Raw genomic sequence first — 21,986 nt, forward strand, 5'->3', positions numbered from 1 at the left:
GCCCGAAAACGGCTCATAACGCCCCATCGCATCGCCCGTCCTGGATCTGCCGCGACCAACCCGAGCGGGAGCGGTTCCTGGACATGCACGCGCGCATCCTGCCCGCGCACCAGCGCGTGCTCGGGCTGATCGCGCTGCTGCTGATCCCGACGATCCCGTTCGACAGCATCTACGCGCCGATCCCGCTGGTCTGCGCGGTGATCGGCTACGCGTGGGCGCAGCACAACGCGACGAGGTTCGACCGGCCGGAGCTGGTCATCGCCGCCGGGCTGCTGTTCGGGCAGGCGATGCTGGCGACGGCGATCGTGGTCGACGCCCGCCAGCACACGGTCGGGCTGGCGATCATGATCTGGCCGCTGGTGGCCGCGGGCGGGCGCTTCTCGTCGCGCGTCGTGTGGGTCTTCACGGCGTACACGCTGGTCCTGATGTGCGGCGCGTCGCTGGCCTTCGGCGGCGCGGCGGTCCTGCACGACCCGATCCTCCTGACCCTCCCGGTCGCGACGCTGGTCGCGGTCGTGATGATGTCGGCGGTCATCCGCGACTCCGACGCGCAGCACCGCAGCGCCGCGATCCTCGACGGGCTGACCGGGATGCTGAACCGGACCGCGCTGGCCGCGCGCACGCACGAGATCGAGCACCAGTCGGCGGTGACCGGCGGGCCGGTCGCGGTGATCGTCGGCGACGTCGACCACTTCAAGGCGGTCAACGACTCCCACGGGCACGGCGTGGGGGACCACGTGCTCCGGGACCTCGCGTACGTGATCCGCAAGGAGCTGCGCGCGTTCGACCTGGCCTACCGCGTGGGCGGCGAGGAGTTCGCGGTGATCATGCCGGGCGCCGAGGAGGGCGCGGCGGCCGAGCTGGCCGAGCGGCTGCGCGCGGCGATCGCGGCAGGGCCGATCGGCGGGCTGGCGGTGACGATGTCCTTCGGCGTCGCGGCCGCGGCACCGGGCACGTTCGTGTGGGACGAGTCCTACGCGCGCGCCGACGCCGCGCTGTACCTGGCCAAGCAGGACGGGCGCAACTGCGTCCGGCTGGCGTCGGGCGCCGTCGAGCCGCTGGTGCTCGCGGCCTAGCGCGGCGACGCCGGCCAGGCGATCTGCTCGAAGCGCGCGCGGAGCTTCGCGCCGCGCTGGGGGTTGACGTGCTCGACCCAGGCGATCCGGCCGCGCAGGTGCGCGCGGAAATCCGGGACGTGGGCGCGGTTCTCGGCGTGCGGGTCGGCGGCGCGGGCGGCGTTGTGGAGGATCGCCCTGAGGCGGTCGTACTCGTCGCGGGCGATGTTGGGGTGGTCGTTGACGACGATGCCGGTCACGCGCTGGCGCTGGGCGGCGACCATGATGGTGGTCTTGGTCTCGTTGAGCCGCAGGCCCTGGCCGCGGACGATCGCGCGCACGGTCTGCGTGGTCCGCTGCGCGTGGCGCGCGAGCGCGCGGTCGCCGGAGAGGACGAGGTCGTCGGCGTAGCGCGTGTAGGTCGCGCCGAGCTTGACGGCGAGCGCGGCCATCCGGCGGTCGAGCGTGAACGCGCAGAGGTTGGCCAGCAGCGGCGAGGTCGGCGCGCCCTGGGGGAGGTGGGGCGCGGCGAGACGGCGGCCGAGCAGGACGTGCTGCCGGTGCAGCGCGGGGTCGGCGGGCGCCGGGACGTCGGCCCACGCGCCGGGCGGGACCGCGTTGGTGGTCAGGCCGGTCAGCGCGTGGGCGACCGCCTCGGGGTAGCCCGCCAGCCGGAAGATCCCGTAGACGCGGCCCGCGGGGAGCGAGACGAAGAAGTCGCGGACGTCGAAGCGCAGGACCGCGGCCGCGCCGGCGTGGCGCCGGGCATGTTGTAGGACATCGCGTCCGGGCACGAACCCGTAGGCCGCGTCGTGGGCCGGGACGTGGACGAGCAGCTTGTGCAGGATCCGGCGCTGGATGGCCTTCAGGCGCGCCTTCGGCTGCTCCAGGAAGCGCACGGGCGCGCCGGGGCGCGCCGACCACGCGTACGTGTAGTGGCGCAGCCGCCGGTCGTCGGCCCGCCGCTCCCGGGACTGCACGTCGGCGAACCACGCCAGCTCGCCGTGCGACAGCGCCAGCCAGTCCGCGAGGTCGCCCGCCGTGTCGAGCTCCGGGATCGCGGGCCACGGCCGCCTGCCGGCCATCGCGCCCGGCGCGACGAGCCGGTGCTTGGGCGGGAACGGCGCCGCGCGGCGCGCGTCGATGGTCGCCGCGACGAACGCCGCCAGCTCGCGCGGGCGGTCGCGCGGTGGGTGGGCGTACGCCGCCAGCACGCGATCGACTTCCCGCCGCAGCCATCGCAGCCCCGGGACCGCCTCGACGCCCAGCGCATCGTGGCCCCGCTGGATCATCCCCGGCCGCGTCCACGCGCCCGCCAGGAACGCGTCGGCGAGCGCCGCCGCCGCGTCGGAGCGAAGGGGCTGCGGCTGGTCGGGAGGCGGCGGCATGACGGACGTGGCGGCGGCGCCGGGCCCGACGGTCCCGTGTCGTGCGTGCGGGGCATGGCGGCTCGTCGCCGCAGCCCGCACGCGCTGCCGTGCCGTGGTTCCTGCTGATCCCCGGGGTGACCCCGGAGAGGTGGCCCGCCCGAGGGCGGGCGCACCGGCTCGGGCCCGGCGCCGCGCTGCGCGGCAGCATAGCGCCGGACTACACAGCAGGCCTCAGCGTTCCGGGCGGTCCGGCATCTCCCACTCCTCGTCGCCGAGGGTGACCAGGACCGGCTCGCCGCCGCGGGCGGTCACGGTCAGGTCGATGCCGGCCGTGATCGTCTGGTAGACCGCGATCGCCACCGAGCGCCCGCCGAGCAGTGCGGCCAGCTCGCGCATCGCGTCGGCGAGCATGTCCAGCCCGCCGAGCGTGCCGGTCACCTGGCCGGTCTCGGGGTCGACCTCGAACGGCGGCAGCTGGCGCAGCTCGATCGCGCCGCCGAAGGACTCGGCCTCCAGCTCGATCGCGTGCGGCAGGTGCATGATGCGGTCGCCGATCCGGACCTCGACCGGCGCCAGCCGGCCGACGTCGACCAGCGCGGCAGGCGAATCCTGCGCGCCGTCCACGACGACCGCGACGCGCAGCGCGCCGGACCGGTGCAGCACGTCGCGCAGCGTCTCGACGACCGCGTCCAGCGGGCCGACGGTCGCGACGAGGTCGATCTCCTCGGCTTCCTGTTCAGGCTCTTCCATCGCCCTCAGCATGCCACGCCGCGCGCTGTGAGAGGATCCCGCTCCGGAGGAGCTGGACTTGGACTCGATGGACACCGCGCAGGCAGCGGAGGCCGTGGTCGGCGGGGACGCCGGCCACCTCGCCCGGCTGTTCGCCATGTCGCCCGACCTGTTGGCGGCGGCGGGCTTCGACGGGCTGCTCAAGCTGTTCAACGACGCATGGGAGACGCAGCTCGGCTTCTCGCGCGAGGAGCTGGCGGTCAAGCCGTACCTGGAGCTCGTCCATCCTGAGGACCGCGACGAGACGCGCGTGCAGATCGGGCGCCTCGCGCAGGGCGAGACGATCGCCGAGTACGTCTGCCGCCTGGTCCGCAAGGACGGCACGGTCGTCCACATGGCGTGGTCGGGCGGGCCCGGCGACGAGGCGTTCTACATCGTCGGGCGCGACGTCACCGACCGGCTGGCGATGGAGCACGAGCTCGAGCAGCGCGCCGAGCGGCTGCTGACCACCAACGGCGAGCTGCAGGACTTCGCCTACACCGCGTCGCACGACCTGTCCGAGCCGCTGCGGATGGTCGCGTCGTTCCTGGGGCTGCTGGAGCGGCGCTCGGGCGGCGCGCTCGACGAGCGCTCGCGGGAGTACCTGCGCCAGGCGTCTGACGGCGCGGTCCGGATGCGTGCGCTGATCGACGACCTGCTCCAGTACTCGAGGGTCGCCAACGAGGAGCCGCGCAGGGAGCAGGTCGACCTCCGCGGGCTGGTCGACGGCGTCCTGGCGTTCCTGGCGCCCGCGATCCAGGAGCAGGGCGCGGTCGTCACCGTCGAGGACCTGCCGACGCTAGAGGCCGAACCGACGCAGCTCGCCCAGCTGCTGCAGAACCTGATCGGCAACGCGGTCAAGTTCCACCCGCCCGAGCAGGTGCCGCACGTGCGCGTCAGCGCGCGCAGGACGATCGGCGGCTGCGTCGTGACCGTCTCCGACGACGGGATCGGGATCCCGATCGCCGACCAGGAGCGCATCTTCGCGATGTTCACCCGCCTGCACGGCCGCGACGAGTACGCCGGGACCGGCATCGGCCTGGCGATCTGCCGCCGCATCGCCGAGCGCCACGGCGGCCGCATCTACGTCGAGTCCGACGGCGAGGGCCAGGGCTCGGCGTTCCACACGCTGCTGCCCGACACGCCGACCGCGCCGGGAACCCCGCGCGGCGACGCGCGCTAGCCGCCCCTACGACGGCAGGTCGAAGCGCGCGGTCCGGATCCGGTGGGCGGTCGCGGTTGCCCAGGGCGCGCCGAGGGCGTCGAGGGCTGAGGCGGACTCCTCGACGTCGTAGGTCACGCGGCGCAGCGTGACCGCGTCGATGTCCTCGGTGTCGTCCCACGTCGCGTAGGCGGCGCGGGTGTCGCCGTCCCAGGGCAGGCCGACCGAGCCCGGGTTGACGAGCTCGGCGCCGCCCTCGGCCGAGCGCAGGAACTGCAGGTGCGTGTGGCCGAAGACGATCCGCGCCTGCGGGATCTCCAGCAGCATCGCGGCGTCCTCAGCGCTCGCCTCCGGCCCGAAGGCGACGACGTCGGACTGCGGCGAGGCGTGCACGAAGAGCGTGTCGCCGAGCACGACCTGCCTCGGCAGCCCGCCGAGCTCCTGGACCGCGCCCGGCCCGAGCGCCTCGCGCACGAACGCGTTGGCGCCCCTGATCACCGGCTGGTCGAACGCCGACCCCGGATCGGCCTGCCAGCGCTCCCAGTTGCCCTGGATCCACGTCGTGTCCTCGGGCAGCCCGCGCAGGATCTCCACGCACTCGACCGGCCACGCGCCGAACGCCGAGTAGTCGCCGCCGAGCAGGAAGCGGGTCGCGCCATGCTCGCGCGCGTCGGCCAGGACCGCCTCCAGCGCGGGCCGGTTGCCGTGGATGTCATACAAGATCGCGAGCATGTCGCCATCATGCCTGGCCGATGGAGCTCCGTGGACCGCATCTGACCCTGCGCCTGCCGCACCCCGACGACGCCCCCGCCCTGCTGGCGCTGGCCTCCGACCCGGAGGTGACGCGCTGGTTCTCGTGGGGCCCGTACACGAGCGTCGATCAGCCGATCGCGTGGATCGAGGCCCAGGCGGCGCGGCGCGAGGCGGGCGACCAGCTCGACTTCGTCGTCCACGACCGCGAGCACGGGCCGATCGGCGTCACCGGCCTCGGGGAGCTGTCACGGCGCGACCGCCGCGCGATGGTCGGCACGTGGTTCGGCCGCGAGCACTGGGGCACCGGCGCCAACGCCGAGTCCAAGGCGCTGATCGCCCACGCCGCGTTCGCGATCTGCGGGCTGGAGCGCCTCGGGGCGTACTCCAACCCCGACAACGCGCGCAGCGCCAACGCGCTGGAGCGCGTCGGCTTCACGCGCGAGGGGACGCTGCGCGGCTGGCACCGCCACGGCCCGCAGCAGCTCGACGTCCACATCTTCGGGATGCTGCGCGGCGACTGGGAGGACGGGCCGCTGCACGACGTCAAGGCGGCGGTGATCGGCGTCCCTCCGGCGCCCTGGCTGCTAGGAGATGAGGCGTGAGCACCGATGCCCCGCCCGCCGTCGCCGCCCTCGAGGTCGCCGGCCTGACCCGCAGCTACGGCCGCCTCGTCGGCCTGCACCCGTTCGACCTGACCCTCCAGGCCGGCGAGTGCGTCGCGCTGATCGGCGCCAACGGGTCCGGCAAGTCCACCGCGGTCCGCACGATCGCCGGGCTCCTGGAGCCGACCGAGGGGACCGTCCGGATCTGCGGCCACGACCCGCACGACGAGCCCGACGCCGAGCAGGCGCGCGCACTGCTGGCGCTCGTCCCCGACACGCCGCTGCTCTACGACGACCTGACGGTCCGCCAGCACCTGGAGCTGACCGCGCTCGCCCACGGTGTCGCGGGCGACGGGGCCGACGAGCGGATCGACGCGCTGCTGGAGCGCCTCGACCTCACGGCGCGCGCCGGCTTCCTGCCGACCGAGCTGTCGCGCGGCATGCGCCAGAAGACCGGCCTGGCCAACGCGCTGATCCGGCCGAGCAAGGTGATGATCCTGGACGAGCCCGTCGTCGGCCTCGACCCGCCGTCGCAGGAGCTGCTCGGCGTCGTGCTGCGCGAGGCCAAGGCCGCCGGGACCGCGATCCTGATGACCACGCACCAGATGTACTTCGCCGAGGGCCTGGCCGACCGCGCCGTCGTGCTCGCCGAGGGCGGGATCGTCGACCAGGGCCCCTGGGACGAGGTGCGCGCGCGTGGCCACTGAGACCGCGATCGCCGCGCCGGCGCCGCCGCGCGTCCGGCCCTCGGACCTACGGCGCTTCTGGCGCGGCGTGCAGGAGCCGCCCGGGATCCTCAAGCGGCTGGAGCCCGTCTACTACGTCTTCATCACGATCGCGATCTTCGGGCCGCTGGTCTACGGCACGGTCAGCCAGGCGCTGGCCGACGTCGCGACCGGCCGCGCCGTCGCGGTCTGGGGCCCGGCGCTGGCGCTGGCCGGGCTGCTGGCGGTCGTCCGCTGGGGCGCGGTCCAGGGACCGGTGGTGTTCTCCGTCCCCGACGTCGCGCACCTGCTCGGCGCGCCGCTGCGCCGCGCCGACCTCGCGCTCGGGCGGCTGGTGCGCGCGCTGCTGGTCGCCGCGGGTGCGGGCGCCGTCCTCGGCGGGCTGATCCTGATCGGCGCCGCCGGCGACGGCCGCGGGATCGCGGTCGCGCGCGGCGCCGGGTTCGTGGTGGCCCTGGCGTTGTTGATGGTCTTGGGCGTCGCGGCCGCCGGTCTCGTGCAGGCCAGCGCGCGCTGGGACCGCGGCTCGCGGCTGCTGACCTGGCCGCTGCTGGCGATCGCCGCCGGGCTGGTCGTCGCCGCCGGCGACGGCGGGACCACCGGACGCCGCATCGCGATGTGGTCCGGCCCGTGGGGCTGGGCGATCGCGCCGCTGGAGAAGGCGGTCCGCGCATGGCCGTTGGCCATCGTCCTGCTCGCGGTCCTGACCGCGGCGGCGACGCTGCTCGCGTTCGCCCGGCGCGGCAGCACGCCGACCGAGCGCCACCTCGTCCGCGCCGAGGCGCGGCAGGGCGCGCTGGCCGCGGTGTACTCCATGAACGCGCGCTACGTCCGGCGCTCGCTGTCGAGCGTCGGCGCGCGGCCCGCCCGCGCGCCGCGGCTGTTCGGCCTGCTGCCGCGCCCGCGCGACGAGCGCTGGGCCGTCCCGTGGCGCGACGCCGCCGCCCTGCTGGCCGCGCCGCAGCGCCTGGTCGAGGCGGTCGTGCTGGCGGTCGGCGGCGCCGCGCTGGCGCTCGTCAACGGCGCGCACCCGGCCGGTGTCGGCCTCGGCGCGTTGTTGTTGTTCTTCGCCGGCTCCCGGATCCTGGAGCCGCTGCGCGCCGAGACCGACCAGCCGAGCCGCGCCCGCGTGCTCTACGTCGCGGCGATGCCGCGGCTGCTCGTCGCGCACGCGTTCGTCCCGATCGTCGTCGTGGCGACCGGGACGCTGCTCGCCACGCTCGGCGTCGCAGCCCTCGGCGCGCTCCCGGCGCACGGCGCGACCGCGGCGGTGCTGCTCGTCCTGACGGCGATCCCGATCACGCTCTGCGCGGCGCTGTCCTCACGCCGCGGCGGGCAGATGTCGCCGTCGGTGATGGCGACGGCGACGAACGACCAGACGGGGATGATGCTGGTGCTCGTGTTGCTGTGGGTGATCCTGTTCCCGGTGATCGCGGCGGGGATCACGATGGTGGCGATCGGCGTGACGGTGCAGAACGGGACGACGGGGACGCCGCAGCTGGTGGCGGGGTTGTTCGCGGCGACGGCGGTGTTGTCGATCTCGCTGGCGGCGTCGAGGTTTGCGCCGGGCTGAGGTGGTTGTCCGCGGGGTGTTGAGCGGCGCTGCGGCGCGTGCGGTGGGTGGTGTTCAGCGCGGCCGTGTTGAGGTGCCGCTCCGCGTGGTTTGGTGGGCATCGATGGGAGAGTCGTTTGGTGTGGCGCCGTCGTTGGCGGTGTGGCTGGGTGGTGGTGGTGCTTCCGGGCGCGGTTCGGGGCCGAACGGGTGGGTCAACGGCAGTTAGGGGTTCTCTGCGAACCCCTAACTGCCGTTGACCTCTTCGGGGTCCCGATTCGGAGCCGAATTGGCGACTCTGGAGCGCAACGGTGCATTTGGGTCCTATGCGAGCCCCTATGCACCGTTGACCCCTTCGTTCGTCCCCGAACTTCGCCCCGAAGCACCACGAAGGCCCAGCCACACCGCCAACGGCGGCGCCGCCAACCGGGCTGGTCGCCGTCGATGCCCTCCAAACCACGCGCCACATCGCCGCCGCACGGCCGCGCTGAACACCACAACCGCCGCGCCGCACCACCGCCAACACCCCGCGGAGAACCGCAGCGCCGCCAACGCCCCGCGGAGACCTCAGTCAGTCCGAGCGCCGCGCGTCCCAGCGGAAGCCGCGGATCGCGAAGAACAGCCCGATCAGCGTCCACACGCACACGATGCACAGCCCGGATGCGTTGTCGCTCAGCGACCGCCCCGACACCAGCGCGCCTGACAGGCCGTCGATGATGTGCACGAGCGGCAGCACCTGCGCGAGGTGGAGCAGGAACTGCGGCGCGTCGTTGACGTCGTAGAAGACGCCGGAGATGAAGATCACCGGCAGGAAGATGATGTTGTTGTACGCCGCGGCCGCGTCGTAGTTCGGGACGATGTGCGACCACGCGACGCCCAGCGACGCCAGGCAGACGACGCCGAACGCCGTGTACACCAGCAGCTCGACCCAGTCCTTGGGCCAGCCGGTCCCGAAGATCAGATCGCCCGCGATGATCACCAGCGCGAGCTGGATCACCGCGTTGGCGACGGCATTGCCGAACACGCCGAGCAGGTAGGAGCCCTCGGGCAGCGGCGTGCCCTTCATCCGCTTCAGCACGCCCTGCTCGCGCAGGAACGTCAAGTTCATGACCAACGACGAGAAGGTGGTGGCCATGATCGACATCCCCGCGATGCCGGGGATCAGGACGTTGAGGTTCTTCTGGTTGCCGGCGAAGATCGCGCCGAAGAGCGCGAGGAACAGCAGCGGCAGCAGGAAGTTGAAGAACGCGGCGCTCGGGTTGCGCCAGAACATCTTGCGCTCGAGGCGGTACTGGTGCCACGCCAGGGTCAACGCGTCGGACATCAGGCGCCGACCTCCTCGGCCGCGGCGGCGGCTTCCTCGTCGCTCGTGACCGGCTCGGCGGTCAGCTCCAGGTAGACGTCCTCCAGCGACGGGCGCGCGACCGACAGGTCCTGCAGCGCCTCGCCGCGCGCGAGCGCGGCACTGGTCAGCTGGTGCAGCAGCGCGGTCGGGTCGTCGCTCTCGCGCGTCTCCAGCTGGCCGGTCTCGGCGCTTCGCCAGGACACCGTGTAGCGCGAGGACGACGCGCCCAGCTCGGCGGGCGGGCCCTCGGCGACGATCCGGCCCTCCTTGACGATCGCGACGCGATCGCACAGCGCCTGGGCCTCGTCGAGGTAGTGCGTCGTCAGCAGGACGGTCTTGCCCAGCTCCTGCAGCGAGCGCACGACGTCCCACGCGGCGCGGCGCGCGGCCGGGTCGAAGCCGGTCGTCGGTTCGTCGAGGAAGATCAGCTCGGGGTCGCCGATCAGCGCGAGCGCGAAGTCCAGGCGGCGCTGCTGGCCGCCCGAGAGCTGGCGCGAGAGCGCGTCGCGCTTCTCGTTCAGTCCGGCCAGCTCCAGGACCTCGTCGACGTCGCGCGGATGTGGGTAGAAGCGCGCCCAATGCGCGACCGCCTCGCGGACCGTCACGTGCCGGTACATGCCCGACGACTGCAGGACGATCCCGACGCGCTTGCGCAGGTCTCGCGGCGCGTGCTCGGGGTCGTGGCCGAGGACCGAGACGATCCCGCCGTCGCGCTTGCGGTAGCCCTCGAGGATCTCGACCGTCGAGGTCTTGCCGGCGCCGTTGGGGCCGAGCAGGCCGAAGACCTCGCCCGGCGCGACCTCGAAGTCGATGCCGCGCACCGCGGCGAACGACCCATAGGACTTGCGCAGATCGCGCACCAGGATGGCGGGTGCAGAGGCGGCCACGCCTTCATTCAAGCAGCGCGCGCATGAGAAGCTCTGTCACGTTGCGTAGAGCAGCCTGCATCGACATCGGCTCCAACACGACGCGGCTGCTCGTCGCCGAGCCCGATCCTGCGCATCCAGGGGCGCTCGTGGAGGTCGCCGCGCACCGCGCGTTCGTGCGCCTGACGGCCGCCGAACGGCGCTCCGGGATCCCGGAGGACAAGGCGGCGGCGATCGCCGAGGCGGTCGCCGAGCAGGCGCTGACCGCACGCGCCAACGACGTGCTCGCGCTGCGCGTCGTCGCGACCGCGGCGCTGCGGGACGCGCCCGGACGGGATCGGCTGATCGCGCGCCTCAGCGCGGCGGCGGGCGTCCCGGTCGAGGTGCTCAGCGGCGAGGAGGAGGCGCGGCTGGCCTTCGCGGGCGCGACCGCGCCGCTGGCCGGCGACGGCGACGGCATCCGGTCCGTGGTCGTGGCCGACGTCGGCGGCGGCTCGACCGAGCTGGCCCACGGCGCGCCGGGCGCCGTCCCGGGCTGGTGGGCGTCGCTGCCGATCGGCTCCGGCGCGCTGGCCGAGTCCTTCGACGGCGCCGACCCGCCGACGGCGCAGCACGTCGCCGCCGCGCGCGCCGCGGCCCGCGCCGCGCTGCACACGGTCGGCTGCCCGGAGGCCGAGGTCGCGTGGGCGGTCGGCGGCAGCGCGACGTCGCTGCGCCGGCTCTGCGGCGAGGAGCTGACGGCCGCCGCGCTGGAGGACGCGCTGGAGCGCGTGATCGCCGCGCCCGCCGCGGTCGTCGCCTTCGACCTCGACCTCCACGTCGAACGCGTGCGGCTCCTGCCCGCGGGTCTGGTCCTGCTCGCCGAGGTCGCGCGCGCCGCGGGTTGCCCGTTGCACGTCGGCTGCGGCGGCCTCCGTGAAGGTGTCGTCCTCGACCTGCTGGGACAAGAGGAGTAGAAGAGACCCAGCACCGATGGCGAAGGCACGCGACATCCCCGGCCTCGACGGCCGCCACAGCTTCCGCGCGACCGCGCGCGAGGCGGTCGCGATCCGTGCCGACGAGATGTGGGAGCACGCGGCCGGCGTGCTCGACACCGAGGACATCGAGCGCGTCCACGACATGCGCGTCGCGACGCGGCGGCTGCGCGCGGTCCTGGAGGTCTTCGCGCCCGCCTTCGAGAAGGCGCAGCACCGGGCGGTCCTGAAGGACGTCGAGGCGCTGGCCGACGCGCTCGGCGCGCGCCGCGACCCCGACGTGCAGCTCGCGGCGCTGATGGAGATCGGCGCGCAGCTCCCGGAGGCCGACCAGCCCGGAGTCGCGGCGTTCGCCGCGCGCGTGCGCGCGGAGCAGGGCGACGGCAACGCGATCCTGGCGGCGGCGCTCAGGCACGCCGAGGACCACGACCTGCGCGGCCGGATCGACGCGCTCGTCGCGGAGACGGAAGCGGAAGCGGTGCCCTCGTGAAGGCGCGCAAGGTCAAGGGGATCGACCCCGACGGGCGCGCCGCCGACGAGGTCGCGAAGATCGTCGCGGTCCGGCTCGACGAGCTGTGCGCGTTCATGCCGACCGCGCGCGACCCGGCCGCGGTCCACACGCTGCACGACATGCGGATCGCCGCCAAGCGCCTGCGCTACGTGCTGGAGCTGTTCGCGCCCGCGTTCGGCCCGTACGCCGGCGAGGCGGCCAGGCAGGCCAAGAAGCTCCAGGACGTCATCGGTGAGATCCACGACTGCGACGTCACGCGCCCGCGGATCGCCGCGCTGCGCGACGAGCTGCCCGCGGACGATCCCGCCCAGCCGGGCCTGCAGGCGCTCGACGGCGTGCTGGCCCAGCGGCGCGACGAGCAGTTCGTGCGTTTCCTGCAGCGCTGGGACAGACTGGAGGACAAGCACTTCCGCACGCGGCTCACCGAGGCGATCACATCGCGTTCACACGACGGTAACGGCAGCCCGGAACATGCGGGCATACCGTCAGAGGAGTCTCCAGCATGAACCCAGATCCTCAGATGACCCAAGAGTCCATCCGCGACATCGAGGCGCACCCCGCGCCGCCCCCGCCGCCGTCGGACCTCGACGCCAAAGAGCTGTACATCAACCGCGAGCTGAGCTGGGTCGACTTCAACGACCGAGTCCTACAACTCGCCGAGGATCCGGCCCAGCCGCTGCTGGAGCGCTGCAAGTTCGCGGCGATCTTCGAGTCCAACCTCGACGAGTTCTTCATGATCCGCGTCGCCGGCCTGCACGACCAGGTCGACGCGGGGATCACCGCGCCCAAGCTCGACGGCCGCACGCCGTCGGAGACGATCGACGCGATCCGCGCGAAGGTGCTGGACCTGAAGTCGCGCCAGTGCAAGACGCTCTCGCACGAGCTGCGCCCGCAGCTGGCCGAGCACGACATCAACCTGGTGTCGATCGACGAGGTCTCCGCGGACGCGCGCCGCGCGCTCGATCACCGCTTCCGGCGCCAGATCTTCCCGGTCCTGACCCCGCTGGCCGTCGGCCTCGGGCGGCCGTTCCCCTACATCTCGAACCTGTCGCTGTCGCTGGCGGTTCTGATCAGGGACCCGGTCGGCGGCCACATCACGTTCGCGCGCGTCAAGGTGCCGAAGGAGATGCTGCCGCGGTTCGTGGCGCTGGAGGACGAGCCGACGACGTTCGTCCCGCTCGAGGAGCTGATCGCCGCAAACCTGCAGTCGCTGTTCCCGGGCATGGAGGTCATCGAGCACGGCGTCTTCCGGGTCACGCGCGACGCGGACTTCGAGATCAGCGACGAGGCCGACGACCTGCTGACCGCGGTCGAGGACGAGCTGCGCCGCCGCCGCTTCGGGGAAGTTGTACGGGTTGAGGTCGACTCGCAGATGGCGACGTCGCTGCGCGACGCGCTGACCGAGGCGCTGGAGGTCGAGGAGCGCCAGATCTACGAGACCAACGACCTGCTGGACATGACGGACCTCTGGCAGATCGTCGGCCTCAAGGGCCACGACGACCTCCGCGACGAGCCGTGGTCGTCGGTCACGCAGCCGCGCCTGCGGCCCGAGGAGCACCACGCCAAGGCCGACATCTTCGCCGCGATGCGCCAGGGCGACGTCCTGGTCCACCACCCCTACGACTCGTTCTCGACCTCGGTCGGGCGCTTCGTGGAGCAGGCCGCCAACGACCCGGACGTCCTGGCGATCAAGCTCACGATCTACCGGACCAGCGACGACACGCCGCTGGTCCCGGCGCTGATCCGCGCGACCGAGCGCGGCAAGCAGGCCGTGTGCCTGGTGGAGCTGAAGGCGCGCTTCGACGAGCGGGCGAACATCGAGTGGGCGCGCAAGCTGGAGGAGACCGGCGTCCACGTCGTCTACGGCCATCCGGCGCTGAAGACGCACGCCAAGTGCATCCTCGTCGTCCGCCGCGAGGGCGACGGGGTCCGCCACTACCTGCACGTCGGGACCGGCAACTACCACCCGAAGACCGCGCGGTTGTACACCGACTTCGGCCTGTTCACGACCGACGAGCGGCTCGGCTCCGACGTCGCCGACATGTTCAACTTCCTGACCGGCTACGCGCGGCCGCGCCGGTACCGCAAGGCCCTGATCGCGCCGGACCACCTGCGCGACGGGATCGTCGACGAGATCGAGAGGACGATCGCGGCCAAGGAGGCCGGCAGGCCCGCGCGGATCCAGATGAAGATGAACTCCTTGGTGGACCGCACGTGCATCAAGGCGCTCTACCGCGCGTCGCAGGCGGGCGTGAAGGTCGACCTCAACATCCGCGGGATCTGCTGCCTGGTGCCGGGCATCCCGGGGGTCAGCGAGAACGTCCGCGTGGTCTCGATCGTCGGGCGCTTCCTGGAGCACTCGCGGATCTACGCGTTCGAGCGCGGCGAGGAGCAGCTGGTGCTGATCGGGTCCGCCGACCTGATGCCGCGCAACCTCGACACGCGCGTCGAGCTGGTCGTGCCGGTCGAGGACGCGGTCCTGCGCGACGACGTGCTCGACACGCTGGAGCGCTCGTTCGCCGACGACACCCACGCCTGGGACCTCGACACCGAGGGCACCTGGACCCGCGCCGTCCGCGACCCCGACGAGCCCGAGCCCCGCGACCTCCAGCGCGAGCTGATGCTCGGCCACACCGCCCGCGCCGCCGAGCGGGACGCGTCGAGCACGTCGTAGACGCGCGCTAGGTTGAGGCGCGTGCCGCGGCTCGCGCTCGTCCTGCTCTGCCTCGCGTTCGCCGGCTGCGGCGGCGCGTCGGGCGGTGGCGGCACGACCGCGACGGCTCCGGCCGGCGCGCAGGTCGCCAACGGGCCCGCGCGAGCGTCGACCAACCGCGATCTCGGCGTCGCGACGCCGGAGATCGAGCACGGCCGCGCGTCACGCGCGCCGGTCCCGATCCTGATGTACCACGTGATCGCGCCCGCTCCGCCGGGCGCGAAGTACGGCGGGCTCTGGGTCCCTCCGGCGGAGCTGAAGGAGCAAGTTGATGCTCTTGCCGGTGCGGGCTACACGGCGGTCACGCTCGACCAGGTGCTCGACGGCTGGGCCGGGAAGCCGGCGCTGCCCAGGCACCCGGTCGTCCTGTCGTTCGACGACGGCTACCTCTCGCAGGGCAAGGACGCGGGCGCGATCCTCGCCGCCCACCGCTGGCCCGGCGTCCTGAACCTCGCCTGGCACAACCTCGGCGTCCCGGGCGGGATCACGAAGTCGCGGATCAGGACGATGGTCAGGTCCGGCTGGGAGATCGACGCGCACTCGCTGACGCACCCGGACCTCACGACGCTCGGCGCCGCGCAGCTGAGGACCGAGGTCGCCGGCTCGCGCAGGGCGATCCAGGACGCGTTCGGCGTCCCGGTCGACGCGTTCTGCTACCCGGCGGGCAAGTACGACGCCACCGTCGAGGCCGCCGTGAAGGCCGCGGGCTACCGCGCGGCGACGACCGAGCTGGACGGCGCGGCGGCCCCGTCGCAGGACCCGTACGCGCTGCACCGGATCCGCGTCAACGCGGGGGAGAGCGCCGCCGCGGTGCTCGCGCGCGTGCAGGCGGCGGCGGGGCGTTAGGGTTCGAGACGTGAGCGCCGGCGATGCGACGCCCCAGACCCTGGACGAGAAGGTCAACGCCGCGCACATCCGCGTGCCCGCGCGCGGCAACCGCAAGCTCGAGAAGCTGATCGACGCGGTCAACGCCGACGTCGAGCTGAAGGCGTGGTGGCACGCCGCGGCGGTCAACGCCGAGCGCCTCGAGATGTCCGACCACTCGTGGGTCCACATCCAGATCGTCACCAACATCGGGCTGCGCCTGGCGCGGCTGCTGTTCCGGCGCGGCGTGGTCCCGAGCGTCGTCAAGGACCACGGGCTGACCGAGCGCGACGCCGAGGTCGTGATCGCCGCGGCGGCGCTGTTCCACTGCGTCGGGATGTCGATCCACCGCGCCGACCACGAGCAGTTCTCGCTCTTCCTCACCGCCGACAAGCTGCCCAAGCTGCTGGCCGGGATCTACGAGGACCCGACCAAGGCCATCATCTGCTCCGAGGCGTCGCACGCGATCATCTCGCACCGCTCCAGGGGCGCGCCGTTCACGATCGAGGGCTCGATCGTCCGCGTCGCCGACGCGCTCGACATGGCCAAGGGCCGCTCGCGCGCCGACAAGCTGCTGCCGAACATCCACAGCGTCTCCTCGTACGCGATCGAGTCGGTGGAGATCAAGCCGGGCGAGGAGAAGGCGGTCCGGATCGAGATCGACATGTCCAACTCGGCCGGCATCTACCAGGTCGACGAGGGCCTCGGCACGAAGCTGCGCGGGACGCCGCTGGCCGAGCACGTCGAGGTCATCGCCCGCATCGACGCCGAGCACGAGGCCCGCATCCTCAACGTCTTCAAGATATGAGCCCTTCGATCCCGGAAGCCATCTTCGAGCGCCACCTGCGGCTGATCGCGGCGCGCGATGTTGAAGCACTTGCCTCGCAGTACCACGACGACGCGCTGCTGCTGCGCGGCGACCGCGCGATCCGCGGGCGGGACGCGCTGCGCGAGCACTTCGGGACGTGGCTGGCGTCCGGGCCGTCGCTGGAGGTCGCCTCAGCGCACGCCGCCGATGACGTGCTGTCCTACCAGGCGACCGTCACGGTGGCCGACGAGCCGGTCCGCGAATACGGCGTGCTGTTCGCGCGCGGCGAGCGGATCGCCCGCCACGTCACCGGGATGTTCCCGGTGGCGTCGGGCGAGGGCCGCCGCAGGTCCGGCGTCCACGTCGACCTCGAGCCCTACAGCGCCTGGACCCCGCACGCCGTGCCGGACCCGCGCAACGCCGGGCGCGAGACGATCGGGCCGGTGCTGCTGGAGATCGTCTCCGCCGAGGGCCCGATCCTCGCCGAGCGCGCGTACCGCCTGTACATCAAGGCGTCCGGCGGCAAGGCGCTGACGTCGATCGCCCGCGCACCGCTGAGCGGCTCCACGTTCCGCCTGCGCAACGCGGGCGCGATCGACTTCGAGGAGGGCTCGGAGGTGCTGCGGCCGGCCGGCACGCCCGAGGTCCGCGTCCGCGAGCTCGGCCCGCGCGCGCTGGACGAGGTCCCGCTGCGCGAGGTCGCCGAGCTGATGCGCCGCCTGCGCGCCGCGGGCGCGACCGAGCTGCCCCGCGCGGTCCTCGACGCCTACGGGTTGGTCCGCATGACGGCGAAGGCCGAGGACTTCCTCGCCCAGGCCGAGCAGGTCTCGCTGACCGACTTGTAGGTCATCGCGTGCGCTTTGCGCAGCGATGGTGAACTTCAGATCGCTTGAGTGAACATTGGGGCGCGCAAACGCTCGCATCCCCCGTTCGGGGGACCGAGAAGCGGGACAATGCGCCCCCACTTCTCTTGGTCGTCCGGTGTCCCCGCACCGTCCGACGACCTGCACCACGGCTCCTCGGCGGAGTTCGCCGAGGTCAAGGCCGGGCTCGTCAGTCTGCAGGCCAACTGCCTGACGAACCTGTCCGAGGGCCTGGCCGCGATGGCGTCCGGCGACCTCACCCGCGCGATCGCGCCCGTGACCAGGCCGGTCACGTCGCAGCCCAGCGACCCCCAGATCGCCGAGCTGGCCGAGCTGTTCAACACCATGTTGGGCACCGCCCAGGCCGCGCTGGAGGGCTACGAGGCGCTGCGCAGCGACCTGCGCCGCGCGCTCGGCGACCGCTCGTCGCTGAACGACCTCGGCCTGCGCCTCACGTCGCTGTCGGACAACTGCCTCGTCGCGCTCGGCGACGGCCTCGCCGCGGTCGCCGACGGCGACCTCACGCGCCCGGCCGAGCCGGTCACGACGTCGATCGACGCGGCGCCCGGCCACGACCTCGGCACGCTGGCCACGACCTTCAACACCATGTTGGGCCGCGCGCAGGGTGGGCTGGGGTCCTACAACGAGATGCGCGGCCACCTCGCCGGGATGATCGGCGAGATCGGGGCGACCGCCGCGACCGTCGCCGCGCACTCGCAGGAGATGTCGACGACGGCCGAGCAGACCGGCCGCGCGATCCAGGAGATCGCCGAGGCATCCTCCGACGTCGCGCTCGGCGCCGACCGCCAGCTCGGCCTCGTCTCCGGCGCCCACGCGATCACCGGCGAGGCCGTCGGCCTGGCCGAGAGGGCCGAGGGCGTCGCCCGCGAGGGCGTCGCGCTGACCGCCGAGATCGCCGGGATCGCCGAGCAGACCAACCTGCTGGCGCTCAACGCCGCGATCGAGGCCGCCCGCGCCGGCGAGCAGGGCCGTGGCTTCGCGGTCGTGGCCGAGGAGGTCCGCAGGCTCGCCGAGTCCGCGGCGAAGACCACGCAGCTGACCCGCGGCGCCTTCGACGGCCTGGCGGGCTCGATCAACGAGGTCAGCGACTGCGTCGCCCGGATCGCGAAGGCGACCGAGGAGGTCACGAGCGTCGCCCGGCAGGCGGGCTCGGCGACCGGCCACGTCTCCGCAGCGGCCGAGCAGTCGTCGGCCTCGACCCAGCAGGTCGCCGCGTCGGCGACCGAGCTGGCGCACTCCGCCGAGGAGCTGGAGCGGCTCGTCGGCCGCTTCGTCGTCGCCTAGGCGGTTGCCATAGGCGTCGGTGGTCCCACCACCGCGGGGCGTGCGTCGTACTCGGCGCGCGCCCCGTGCACGTCCTCGATGTTGTCGATCGCCCACGCCCGGATCGCGTCGACCGCGACGCTCAGGCTCCGGCCCAGCGGGGTCAGCGTGTACTCGACCGTCACCGGGACCGTCGGATAGGCGGTCCGGGTCACGAGCCCGTCGCGCTCCAGCCCGCGCAGCGTCTGGGTGAGCATCTTCTGCGTGATCCCGTCGACGTCCCGTCGCAGTTGCGAGAAGCGCTTGGTCCCGGGCTCCAGCGCGGTCACGACGAGCATCGACCACTTGTCGGCGATCCGCGCGAGCACCTGGCGCGTGGGGCAGAGCGCGTTCATCGGGTCGTAGCCGGACTTGGTTTCCATCAGGTACCAAGGTAACTCAAGGGTGCCATCTTCCGCAAGGAAACCACCTCGCCTAGCGTCCGCCGGCATGGACGCCTTCATCCCCACCAACAACGCCGAGACGCTGATCGAGCTCGCCCGCGACGTCGCCGAGCCGGAGCCCGCGCCGAACGAGGCGGTCGTCGCCGCGCGGGCCTTCTCGATCAACCGCGGCGAGGTCAACCTGCTCTCCGGCCCGCCGCGCGGCGGCGGCTGGCGCCCCGGGGCCGATGTCGCCGGCGTGATCGCGCGCGCCGCCGCCGACGGCTCTGGCCCGCCGGAGGGCGCGCGCGTCGTGGCGCACGCGTGGCAGGGCGGCTGGGCGCAGCGCGTCGCGGTCGCGACCGACGCGATCGCCGTGCTGCCCGATGCGGTGGGCTTCGACGTCGCCGCGACGCTCGGGGTCGCCGCGCTGACCGCGCTGCGGCTCGTCCGCGCGGCCCCGGACCTGACCGGCCGGCGGCTGCTGATCACCGGTGCGGCCGGCGGCGTCGGGCACTTCGCGACCGAGCTGGCGATCGCGCGCGGGGCGGAGGTCGTCGCGGTCTCGCGGAGGGGCGCGCCGCGCCTGGAGGCCTTCGGGGCGACGGTGGTGCCGGAGGTCGCGGCCGCGCCCGGTCGCTTCGACGTCGTCTTCGAGTCGATCGGCGGCGCCTCGCTGCCCGCGGCGATCGAGCGCGCGGCCGCCGGCGGGACCGTCTTCTGGCTGGGCCAGGCCGACAACGAGCCGGTGGCGCTGGACTTCTTCGAGACCGTCAACCACCCGGTGGCGCCGGTCGCGGCGATCGTCCCGTTCTCCTACTGGCGCACCGGCGCGTCCGACGCGGCCGACCTGGCGACGCTCGCGGGCCTCGTCGCACGGGGCCTGCTGCACCCGGAGGTGGGGGAGACCGCGCCGTGGGCCGAGACGCCGCGGCTGCTCCGGGCTCTGCGCGATCGCGAGCTGACGGGCAACGCGGTGCTCGGCTTGGATTCGCTCTGAGTCGAATCGTCGGCTAGGCTGCGCCGCGATGGCGGCGAGGCCTGCGACGCGGGGTGGCGGCGGTGTGGGAGGGCGCGCCGTCGTCTCGCCGACGGTCGAGATCGTCGCTGCGGCCGGTCGGGAGCGGCCGGCGTGGGGGAGCGGGCGGATAACCGCGGCCGACTACGGCCTGCTGCGCGCGGTGTCACAACCTGGCGGCCGATTGGGCCCGCGTTTCGCGATGTCGCCGGGCGATGAGCCTCACCCTCAGGTCGAGGTTGAGCTGCGCAGGGTTCTGGAAACCGATCCGGAGCGCGTCGCCGCCGACCTCGCCGCCGTGCACCCCGACGGCATCCCACGCGGCGCGCGCCTGCTGCTCGACCGCCCCGGCACCGGCCTGCGCAAGCTCGTCGACCAGATGCGCATGGTGTGGGAGGCGGTCGTCGAGCCGCGATGGGCGGAGGTCCTCCCACTGCTCGAAGCGGCGGCGGCCGAGGAGGGCGCGCGGGCCGAGCTGCGCGCGTCGGTGGTCGCGGCGGCGCAAGAGGGACCCCTCCACGTTGTCGTCTCGGCCTTCGCGGCGCGATCGCAGACGGTCGGCGACCTGCGGATCGTCCGGGTGGAGGATGCGGCGCGGCTCGTCGACCCGGAGGCGTCGGCGCTCACCCCGGACCCGACCGCGCTCGGCGACCTGATCGGCCCCCGGCGCGCGCAGATCCTCGTCGCGCTTGGGGTCGCGCCCGCCACGACGACGCAGCTCAGCGAGTGGCTGCGCGCCAGCCCGGCCGGGATCTCGGGCCATCTCGCCGTTCTGCGCCGATCTGGCCTGGTCGCCGGGCAGCGCCGAGGGCGAGAGGTGCTCTACGTCCGGACGCGCGGCGGCGACGGGTTGGTCGCCGCCGCCGGCTCCGGCGGCGCGGCTACGCGCTGAAGAACTGCCCGTGGAACCCGAACGGGATGTGGTGGGGCGCCTCGGCGCGCGCGATCTCGGTGAACGACGCCGCATCCAGCACCAGCAGGAACGACCGTCCGGCCTCGACGTCGAGCACGACCGAGAGCACGACGCCGTCGTCTTCGGCCTCGGCGCCCGGCCGCGGCACGAACACCGGCTCGCCGGCCCACGCGCTCGGCTCGTCCCACGCCACGTGGCTGCCGTCGGTCACGTCGATCTTGACCAACCGCTTCAGGAACACCTCGCCCGACGAGTTGCCGCCGTACACGTACCGGTACGGCTTCCCGTTGAAGCGCCGGTAGTTGATCTGCGGCAGCTCCATCGTCAGGTCGGCCAGGTCGCGGACCTCGGCGCGGCCCGCGCCCGCGCGCAGCGTGAGGCGGACCGGCTGGGCGCTGAGGTCGGAGTGGTCGTCGCCGCCGCGCAGGCGGTCGAGCTCGAGCAGCTCGATGATCGACGCGTCCGGATACGCGCAGAGGTCGATGACCACGTCGTCGCCGTCCTCGAACGCGTTGATGGTGTGGAACACGAAGAACGGGTCGGCGACCCAGGTCCGCGCCAGCGCGCCGGTCTTGCGGTCGAAGGCGTGGATCCTGACCCCCAGCTCCGGCTTCCACTTGTAGTTGTGGATGAACGCCCTGCCGCCGACGGCCAACTTGATGGGGTTGACGACCAGCGGGTTCTCCAGCAGCAGCGCGTAGCGCGGGGTCAGCGCGAAGGAGTGCATGTACGCCGGCTCCCTGACCGGCATCGACGCGACCACCCGCGACGACGTGCCGTCCGTGCGCGCGTAGACCTTGTACTGCGACCTGGGCCCCATGTGGGCCGAGAAGTTGATGAACTCGCCCGTCTCGCCGTCCAGGTGGGGGTGCGCGGTGGTGATCTGGCCGAACCTCATGGCCTCGCGATCGATGCGCGTCGTCGCCAGCGTCTCGGCGTCGAAGGCCACCGCCATCGGCGTCTCGGTCATCGCGACGTACTCGTCGCCGAGCTTGCTGAGGTTCACGTTGGCGTTGTCGGTCAGCTCCGGCGAGAACACCGACTGCACGCGCTGGAACAGCGAGCGGCACGGATCCGTCGCGAAGCCCGAGATCGCCGCGCCGCCGGTCGCCAGCGCCCTGCGCCGCGCGTCGGTGTCGAGGAACCTCGAGGCGTAGGAGACGCCGCCGGTGCCGTCGAAGCCGAAGCGGTTGAGCATCGCCATCCCGTCGAACCAGTGCGACACCGAGCGCCGCTCGAAGTCCATCTGCGCGGGCGTGACGCGGACCAGCCCGCCCGTCAGCCACGCCGGCACCTCGCCGGTGACAGGGACCGAGTCGATCCGGACCTCCTCGGTCTGGTCGGCGAAGCCGAGCCGGTGGTCGGTCTGCGTGCTCGATACGATCGACATGCTCCGAACCGTACCGTCCGAAAGAGAC

22 protein-coding genes are annotated in these 21,986 nt (G+C 73.2%); 15 read left to right on the forward strand and 7 right to left on the reverse strand.

Annotated features, from left to right (window positions below; genetic code table 11):
* The first annotated feature begins 83 nt into the window (after nucleotides 1-83).
* Nucleotides 84-1,076, forward strand: a complete 993-nt coding sequence (locus H030_RS37105; RefSeq protein ID WP_051222679.1) for a GGDEF domain-containing protein — start codon at nucleotides 84-86, stop codon at nucleotides 1,074-1,076.
* On the opposite strand, the gene H030_RS32175 is transcribed toward H030_RS37105, so the two are convergent.
* Nucleotides 1,073-2,443 (reverse strand): reverse transcriptase family protein, encoded by a 1,371-nt coding sequence (locus tag H030_RS32175; RefSeq protein ID WP_051222681.1) that lies wholly within the window; start codon nucleotides 2,441-2,443, stop codon nucleotides 1,073-1,075. The genes H030_RS37105 and H030_RS32175 overlap by 4 nt on opposite strands.
* A 213-nt stretch (nucleotides 2,444-2,656) precedes the next feature.
* The gene (locus tag H030_RS0114245; protein WP_155892048.1) at nucleotides 2,657-3,175 is read right to left on the reverse strand and encodes a hypothetical protein; all 519 of its coding nucleotides are present in this window, start codon (nucleotides 3,173-3,175) and stop codon (nucleotides 2,657-2,659) included.
* Nucleotides 3,176-3,242: 67 nt separating this feature from the next.
* Here H030_RS0114245 and H030_RS32180 point away from each other — a divergent pair, with 67 nt between their 5' ends.
* Nucleotides 3,243-4,376: a sensor histidine kinase gene (locus H030_RS32180; RefSeq protein WP_051222683.1), complete on the forward strand. Its 1,134-nt coding sequence runs from the start codon at nucleotides 3,243-3,245 to the stop codon at nucleotides 4,374-4,376.
* A gap of 6 nt (nucleotides 4,377-4,382) precedes the next feature.
* Here H030_RS32180 and H030_RS0114255 read toward each other — a convergent pair whose 3' ends face one another.
* On the reverse strand, nucleotides 4,383-5,087 hold the full coding sequence (locus tag H030_RS0114255; protein ID WP_027006603.1) for a metallophosphoesterase family protein: 705 nt from the start codon (nucleotides 5,085-5,087) through the stop codon (nucleotides 4,383-4,385).
* 20 nt (nucleotides 5,088-5,107) lie between these two features.
* Between H030_RS0114255 and H030_RS0114260 the strand changes: the two genes are divergently transcribed.
* Genes H030_RS0114260 through H030_RS0114270 form a run of 3 tightly spaced genes read left to right on the forward strand, consistent with a single transcriptional unit; the run spans nucleotide 5,108 to nucleotide 8,008 of the window.
* Nucleotides 5,108-5,710 carry a GNAT family N-acetyltransferase gene (locus tag H030_RS0114260; RefSeq protein ID WP_027006604.1) on the forward strand — a complete coding sequence of 201 codons (603 nt, stop codon included), beginning with the start codon at nucleotides 5,108-5,110 and terminating at the stop codon, nucleotides 5,708-5,710.
* Nucleotides 5,707-6,417 carry an ABC transporter ATP-binding protein gene (locus tag H030_RS0114265; protein WP_027006605.1) on the forward strand — a complete coding sequence of 237 codons (711 nt, stop codon included), beginning with the start codon at nucleotides 5,707-5,709 and terminating at the stop codon, nucleotides 6,415-6,417. Before H030_RS0114260 ends, H030_RS0114265 begins: the two co-directional genes overlap by 4 nt.
* Nucleotides 6,407-8,008 carry a hypothetical protein gene (locus H030_RS0114270; protein ID WP_027006606.1) on the forward strand — a complete coding sequence of 534 codons (1,602 nt, stop codon included), beginning with the start codon at nucleotides 6,407-6,409 and terminating at the stop codon, nucleotides 8,006-8,008. Before H030_RS0114265 ends, H030_RS0114270 begins: the two co-directional genes overlap by 11 nt.
* Before the next feature lie 550 nt (nucleotides 8,009-8,558).
* On the opposite strand, the gene H030_RS0114275 is transcribed toward H030_RS0114270, so the two are convergent.
* Together H030_RS0114275 and H030_RS32185 are read right to left on the reverse strand one after the other, a co-directional pair.
* On the reverse strand, nucleotides 8,559-9,311 hold the full coding sequence (locus H030_RS0114275; RefSeq protein ID WP_027006607.1) for an ABC transporter permease: 753 nt from the start codon (nucleotides 9,309-9,311) through the stop codon (nucleotides 8,559-8,561).
* Nucleotides 9,311-10,219: an ABC transporter ATP-binding protein gene (locus H030_RS32185; RefSeq protein WP_051222685.1), complete on the reverse strand. Its 909-nt coding sequence runs from the start codon at nucleotides 10,217-10,219 to the stop codon at nucleotides 9,311-9,313. Before H030_RS32185 ends, H030_RS0114275 begins: the two co-directional genes overlap by 1 nt.
* A 23-nt stretch (nucleotides 10,220-10,242) precedes the next feature.
* Here H030_RS32185 and H030_RS37110 point away from each other — a divergent pair, with 23 nt between their 5' ends.
* The 8 genes from H030_RS37110 to H030_RS39735 all read left to right on the forward strand — a co-directional run bounded on the left by H030_RS37110 (nucleotide 10,243) and on the right by H030_RS39735 (nucleotide 18,236).
* A complete protein-coding gene (locus H030_RS37110) occupies nucleotides 10,243-11,154 on the forward strand; it encodes a Ppx/GppA phosphatase family protein (RefSeq protein ID WP_081690815.1) in 912 nt (303 codons plus the stop codon).
* 16 nt (nucleotides 11,155-11,170) lie between these two features.
* Entirely contained in the window at nucleotides 11,171-11,662 is a 492-nt protein-coding gene (locus H030_RS40450; protein ID WP_027006608.1) for a CHAD domain-containing protein, read from the forward strand.
* Complete coding sequence (locus H030_RS40455) at nucleotides 11,659-12,189, forward strand: CHAD domain-containing protein (protein ID WP_027006609.1); 531 nt, start codon at nucleotides 11,659-11,661, stop codon at nucleotides 12,187-12,189. Before H030_RS40450 ends, H030_RS40455 begins: the two co-directional genes overlap by 4 nt.
* 14 nt (nucleotides 12,190-12,203) lie before the next feature.
* Nucleotides 12,204-14,357 (forward strand): polyphosphate kinase 1, encoded by a 2,154-nt coding sequence (ppk1, locus tag H030_RS32195; RefSeq protein WP_051222689.1) that lies wholly within the window; start codon nucleotides 12,204-12,206, stop codon nucleotides 14,355-14,357.
* Between the two features lie 21 nt (nucleotides 14,358-14,378).
* A complete protein-coding gene (locus H030_RS32200) occupies nucleotides 14,379-15,242 on the forward strand; it encodes a polysaccharide deacetylase family protein (RefSeq protein ID WP_051222691.1) in 864 nt (287 codons plus the stop codon).
* A gap of 10 nt (nucleotides 15,243-15,252) precedes the next feature.
* Nucleotides 15,253-16,068: a phosphohydrolase gene (locus tag H030_RS0114310; RefSeq protein ID WP_196809132.1), complete on the forward strand. Its 816-nt coding sequence runs from the start codon at nucleotides 15,253-15,255 to the stop codon at nucleotides 16,066-16,068.
* The gene (locus tag H030_RS0114315; protein ID WP_027006611.1) at nucleotides 16,065-16,913 is read left to right on the forward strand and encodes a nuclear transport factor 2 family protein; all 849 of its coding nucleotides are present in this window, start codon (nucleotides 16,065-16,067) and stop codon (nucleotides 16,911-16,913) included. Before H030_RS0114310 ends, H030_RS0114315 begins: the two co-directional genes overlap by 4 nt.
* A gap of 108 nt (nucleotides 16,914-17,021) precedes the next feature.
* Entirely contained in the window at nucleotides 17,022-18,236 is a 1,215-nt protein-coding gene (locus H030_RS39735) for a methyl-accepting chemotaxis protein (protein ID WP_027006612.1), read from the forward strand.
* Here H030_RS39735 and H030_RS0114325 read toward each other — a convergent pair.
* Nucleotides 18,233-18,637 carry a winged helix-turn-helix transcriptional regulator gene (locus H030_RS0114325; RefSeq protein ID WP_027006613.1) on the reverse strand — a complete coding sequence of 135 codons (405 nt, stop codon included), beginning with the start codon at nucleotides 18,635-18,637 and terminating at the stop codon, nucleotides 18,233-18,235. The genes H030_RS39735 and H030_RS0114325 overlap by 4 nt on opposite strands.
* Nucleotides 18,638-18,704: 67 nt before the next feature.
* Here H030_RS0114325 and H030_RS0114330 point away from each other — a divergent pair, with 67 nt between their 5' ends.
* A complete protein-coding gene (locus tag H030_RS0114330; protein WP_027006614.1) occupies nucleotides 18,705-19,637 on the forward strand; it encodes a zinc-binding dehydrogenase in 933 nt (310 codons plus the stop codon).
* Between the two features lie 220 nt (nucleotides 19,638-19,857).
* On the forward strand, nucleotides 19,858-20,547 hold the full coding sequence (locus H030_RS0114335; protein ID WP_027006615.1) for an ArsR family transcriptional regulator: 690 nt from the start codon (nucleotides 19,858-19,860) through the stop codon (nucleotides 20,545-20,547).
* On the opposite strand, the gene H030_RS0114340 is transcribed toward H030_RS0114335, so the two are convergent.
* Complete coding sequence (locus tag H030_RS0114340; protein ID WP_051222694.1) at nucleotides 20,537-21,958, reverse strand: carotenoid oxygenase family protein; 1,422 nt, start codon at nucleotides 21,956-21,958, stop codon at nucleotides 20,537-20,539. The two genes, H030_RS0114335 and H030_RS0114340, sit on opposite strands and share 11 nt — an antisense overlap.
* Between the last annotated feature and the right edge of the window lie 28 nt (nucleotides 21,959-21,986).

Source organism: Conexibacter woesei Iso977N, assembly GCF_000424625.1.
Taxonomy (GTDB): Bacteria; Actinomycetota; Thermoleophilia; order Solirubrobacterales; family Solirubrobacteraceae; genus Baekduia; species Baekduia woesei_A.

What these genes read in the sequence shown, in the direction of transcription:
- H030_RS37105 (WP_051222679.1), top strand. Translation starts at nt 84, where the DNA reads ATGCACGCGCGCATCCTGCCCGCGCACCAGCGCGTGCTCGGGCTGATC.
- H030_RS32175 (WP_051222681.1), bottom strand. Translation starts at nt 2,443, where the DNA reads ATGCCGCCGCCTCCCGACCAGCCGCAGCCCCTTCGCTCCGACGCGGCG.
- H030_RS0114245 (WP_155892048.1), bottom strand. Translation starts at nt 3,175, where the DNA reads ATGGAAGAGCCTGAACAGGAAGCCGAGGAGATCGACCTCGTCGCGACC.
- H030_RS32180 (WP_051222683.1), top strand. Translation starts at nt 3,243, where the DNA reads ATGGACACCGCGCAGGCAGCGGAGGCCGTGGTCGGCGGGGACGCCGGC.
- H030_RS0114255 (WP_027006603.1), bottom strand. Translation starts at nt 5,087, where the DNA reads ATGCTCGCGATCTTGTATGACATCCACGGCAACCGGCCCGCGCTGGAG.
- H030_RS0114260 (WP_027006604.1), top strand. Translation starts at nt 5,108, where the DNA reads ATGGAGCTCCGTGGACCGCATCTGACCCTGCGCCTGCCGCACCCCGAC.
- H030_RS0114275 (WP_027006607.1), bottom strand. Translation starts at nt 9,311, where the DNA reads ATGTCCGACGCGTTGACCCTGGCGTGGCACCAGTACCGCCTCGAGCGC.
- H030_RS37110 (WP_081690815.1), top strand. Translation starts at nt 10,243, where the DNA reads ATGAGAAGCTCTGTCACGTTGCGTAGAGCAGCCTGCATCGACATCGGC.
- H030_RS40450 (WP_027006608.1), top strand. Translation starts at nt 11,171, where the DNA reads ATGGCGAAGGCACGCGACATCCCCGGCCTCGACGGCCGCCACAGCTTC.
- ppk1 (WP_051222689.1), top strand. Translation starts at nt 12,204, where the DNA reads ATGACCCAAGAGTCCATCCGCGACATCGAGGCGCACCCCGCGCCGCCC.
- H030_RS0114315 (WP_027006611.1), top strand. Translation starts at nt 16,065, where the DNA reads ATGAGCCCTTCGATCCCGGAAGCCATCTTCGAGCGCCACCTGCGGCTG.
- H030_RS39735 (WP_027006612.1), top strand. Translation starts at nt 17,022, where the DNA reads ATGCGCCCCCACTTCTCTTGGTCGTCCGGTGTCCCCGCACCGTCCGAC.
- H030_RS0114325 (WP_027006613.1), bottom strand. Translation starts at nt 18,637, where the DNA reads ATGGAAACCAAGTCCGGCTACGACCCGATGAACGCGCTCTGCCCCACG.
- H030_RS0114330 (WP_027006614.1), top strand. Translation starts at nt 18,705, where the DNA reads ATGGACGCCTTCATCCCCACCAACAACGCCGAGACGCTGATCGAGCTC.
- H030_RS0114335 (WP_027006615.1), top strand. Translation starts at nt 19,858, where the DNA reads ATGTCGCCGGGCGATGAGCCTCACCCTCAGGTCGAGGTTGAGCTGCGC.
- H030_RS0114340 (WP_051222694.1), bottom strand. Translation starts at nt 21,958, where the DNA reads ATGTCGATCGTATCGAGCACGCAGACCGACCACCGGCTCGGCTTCGCC.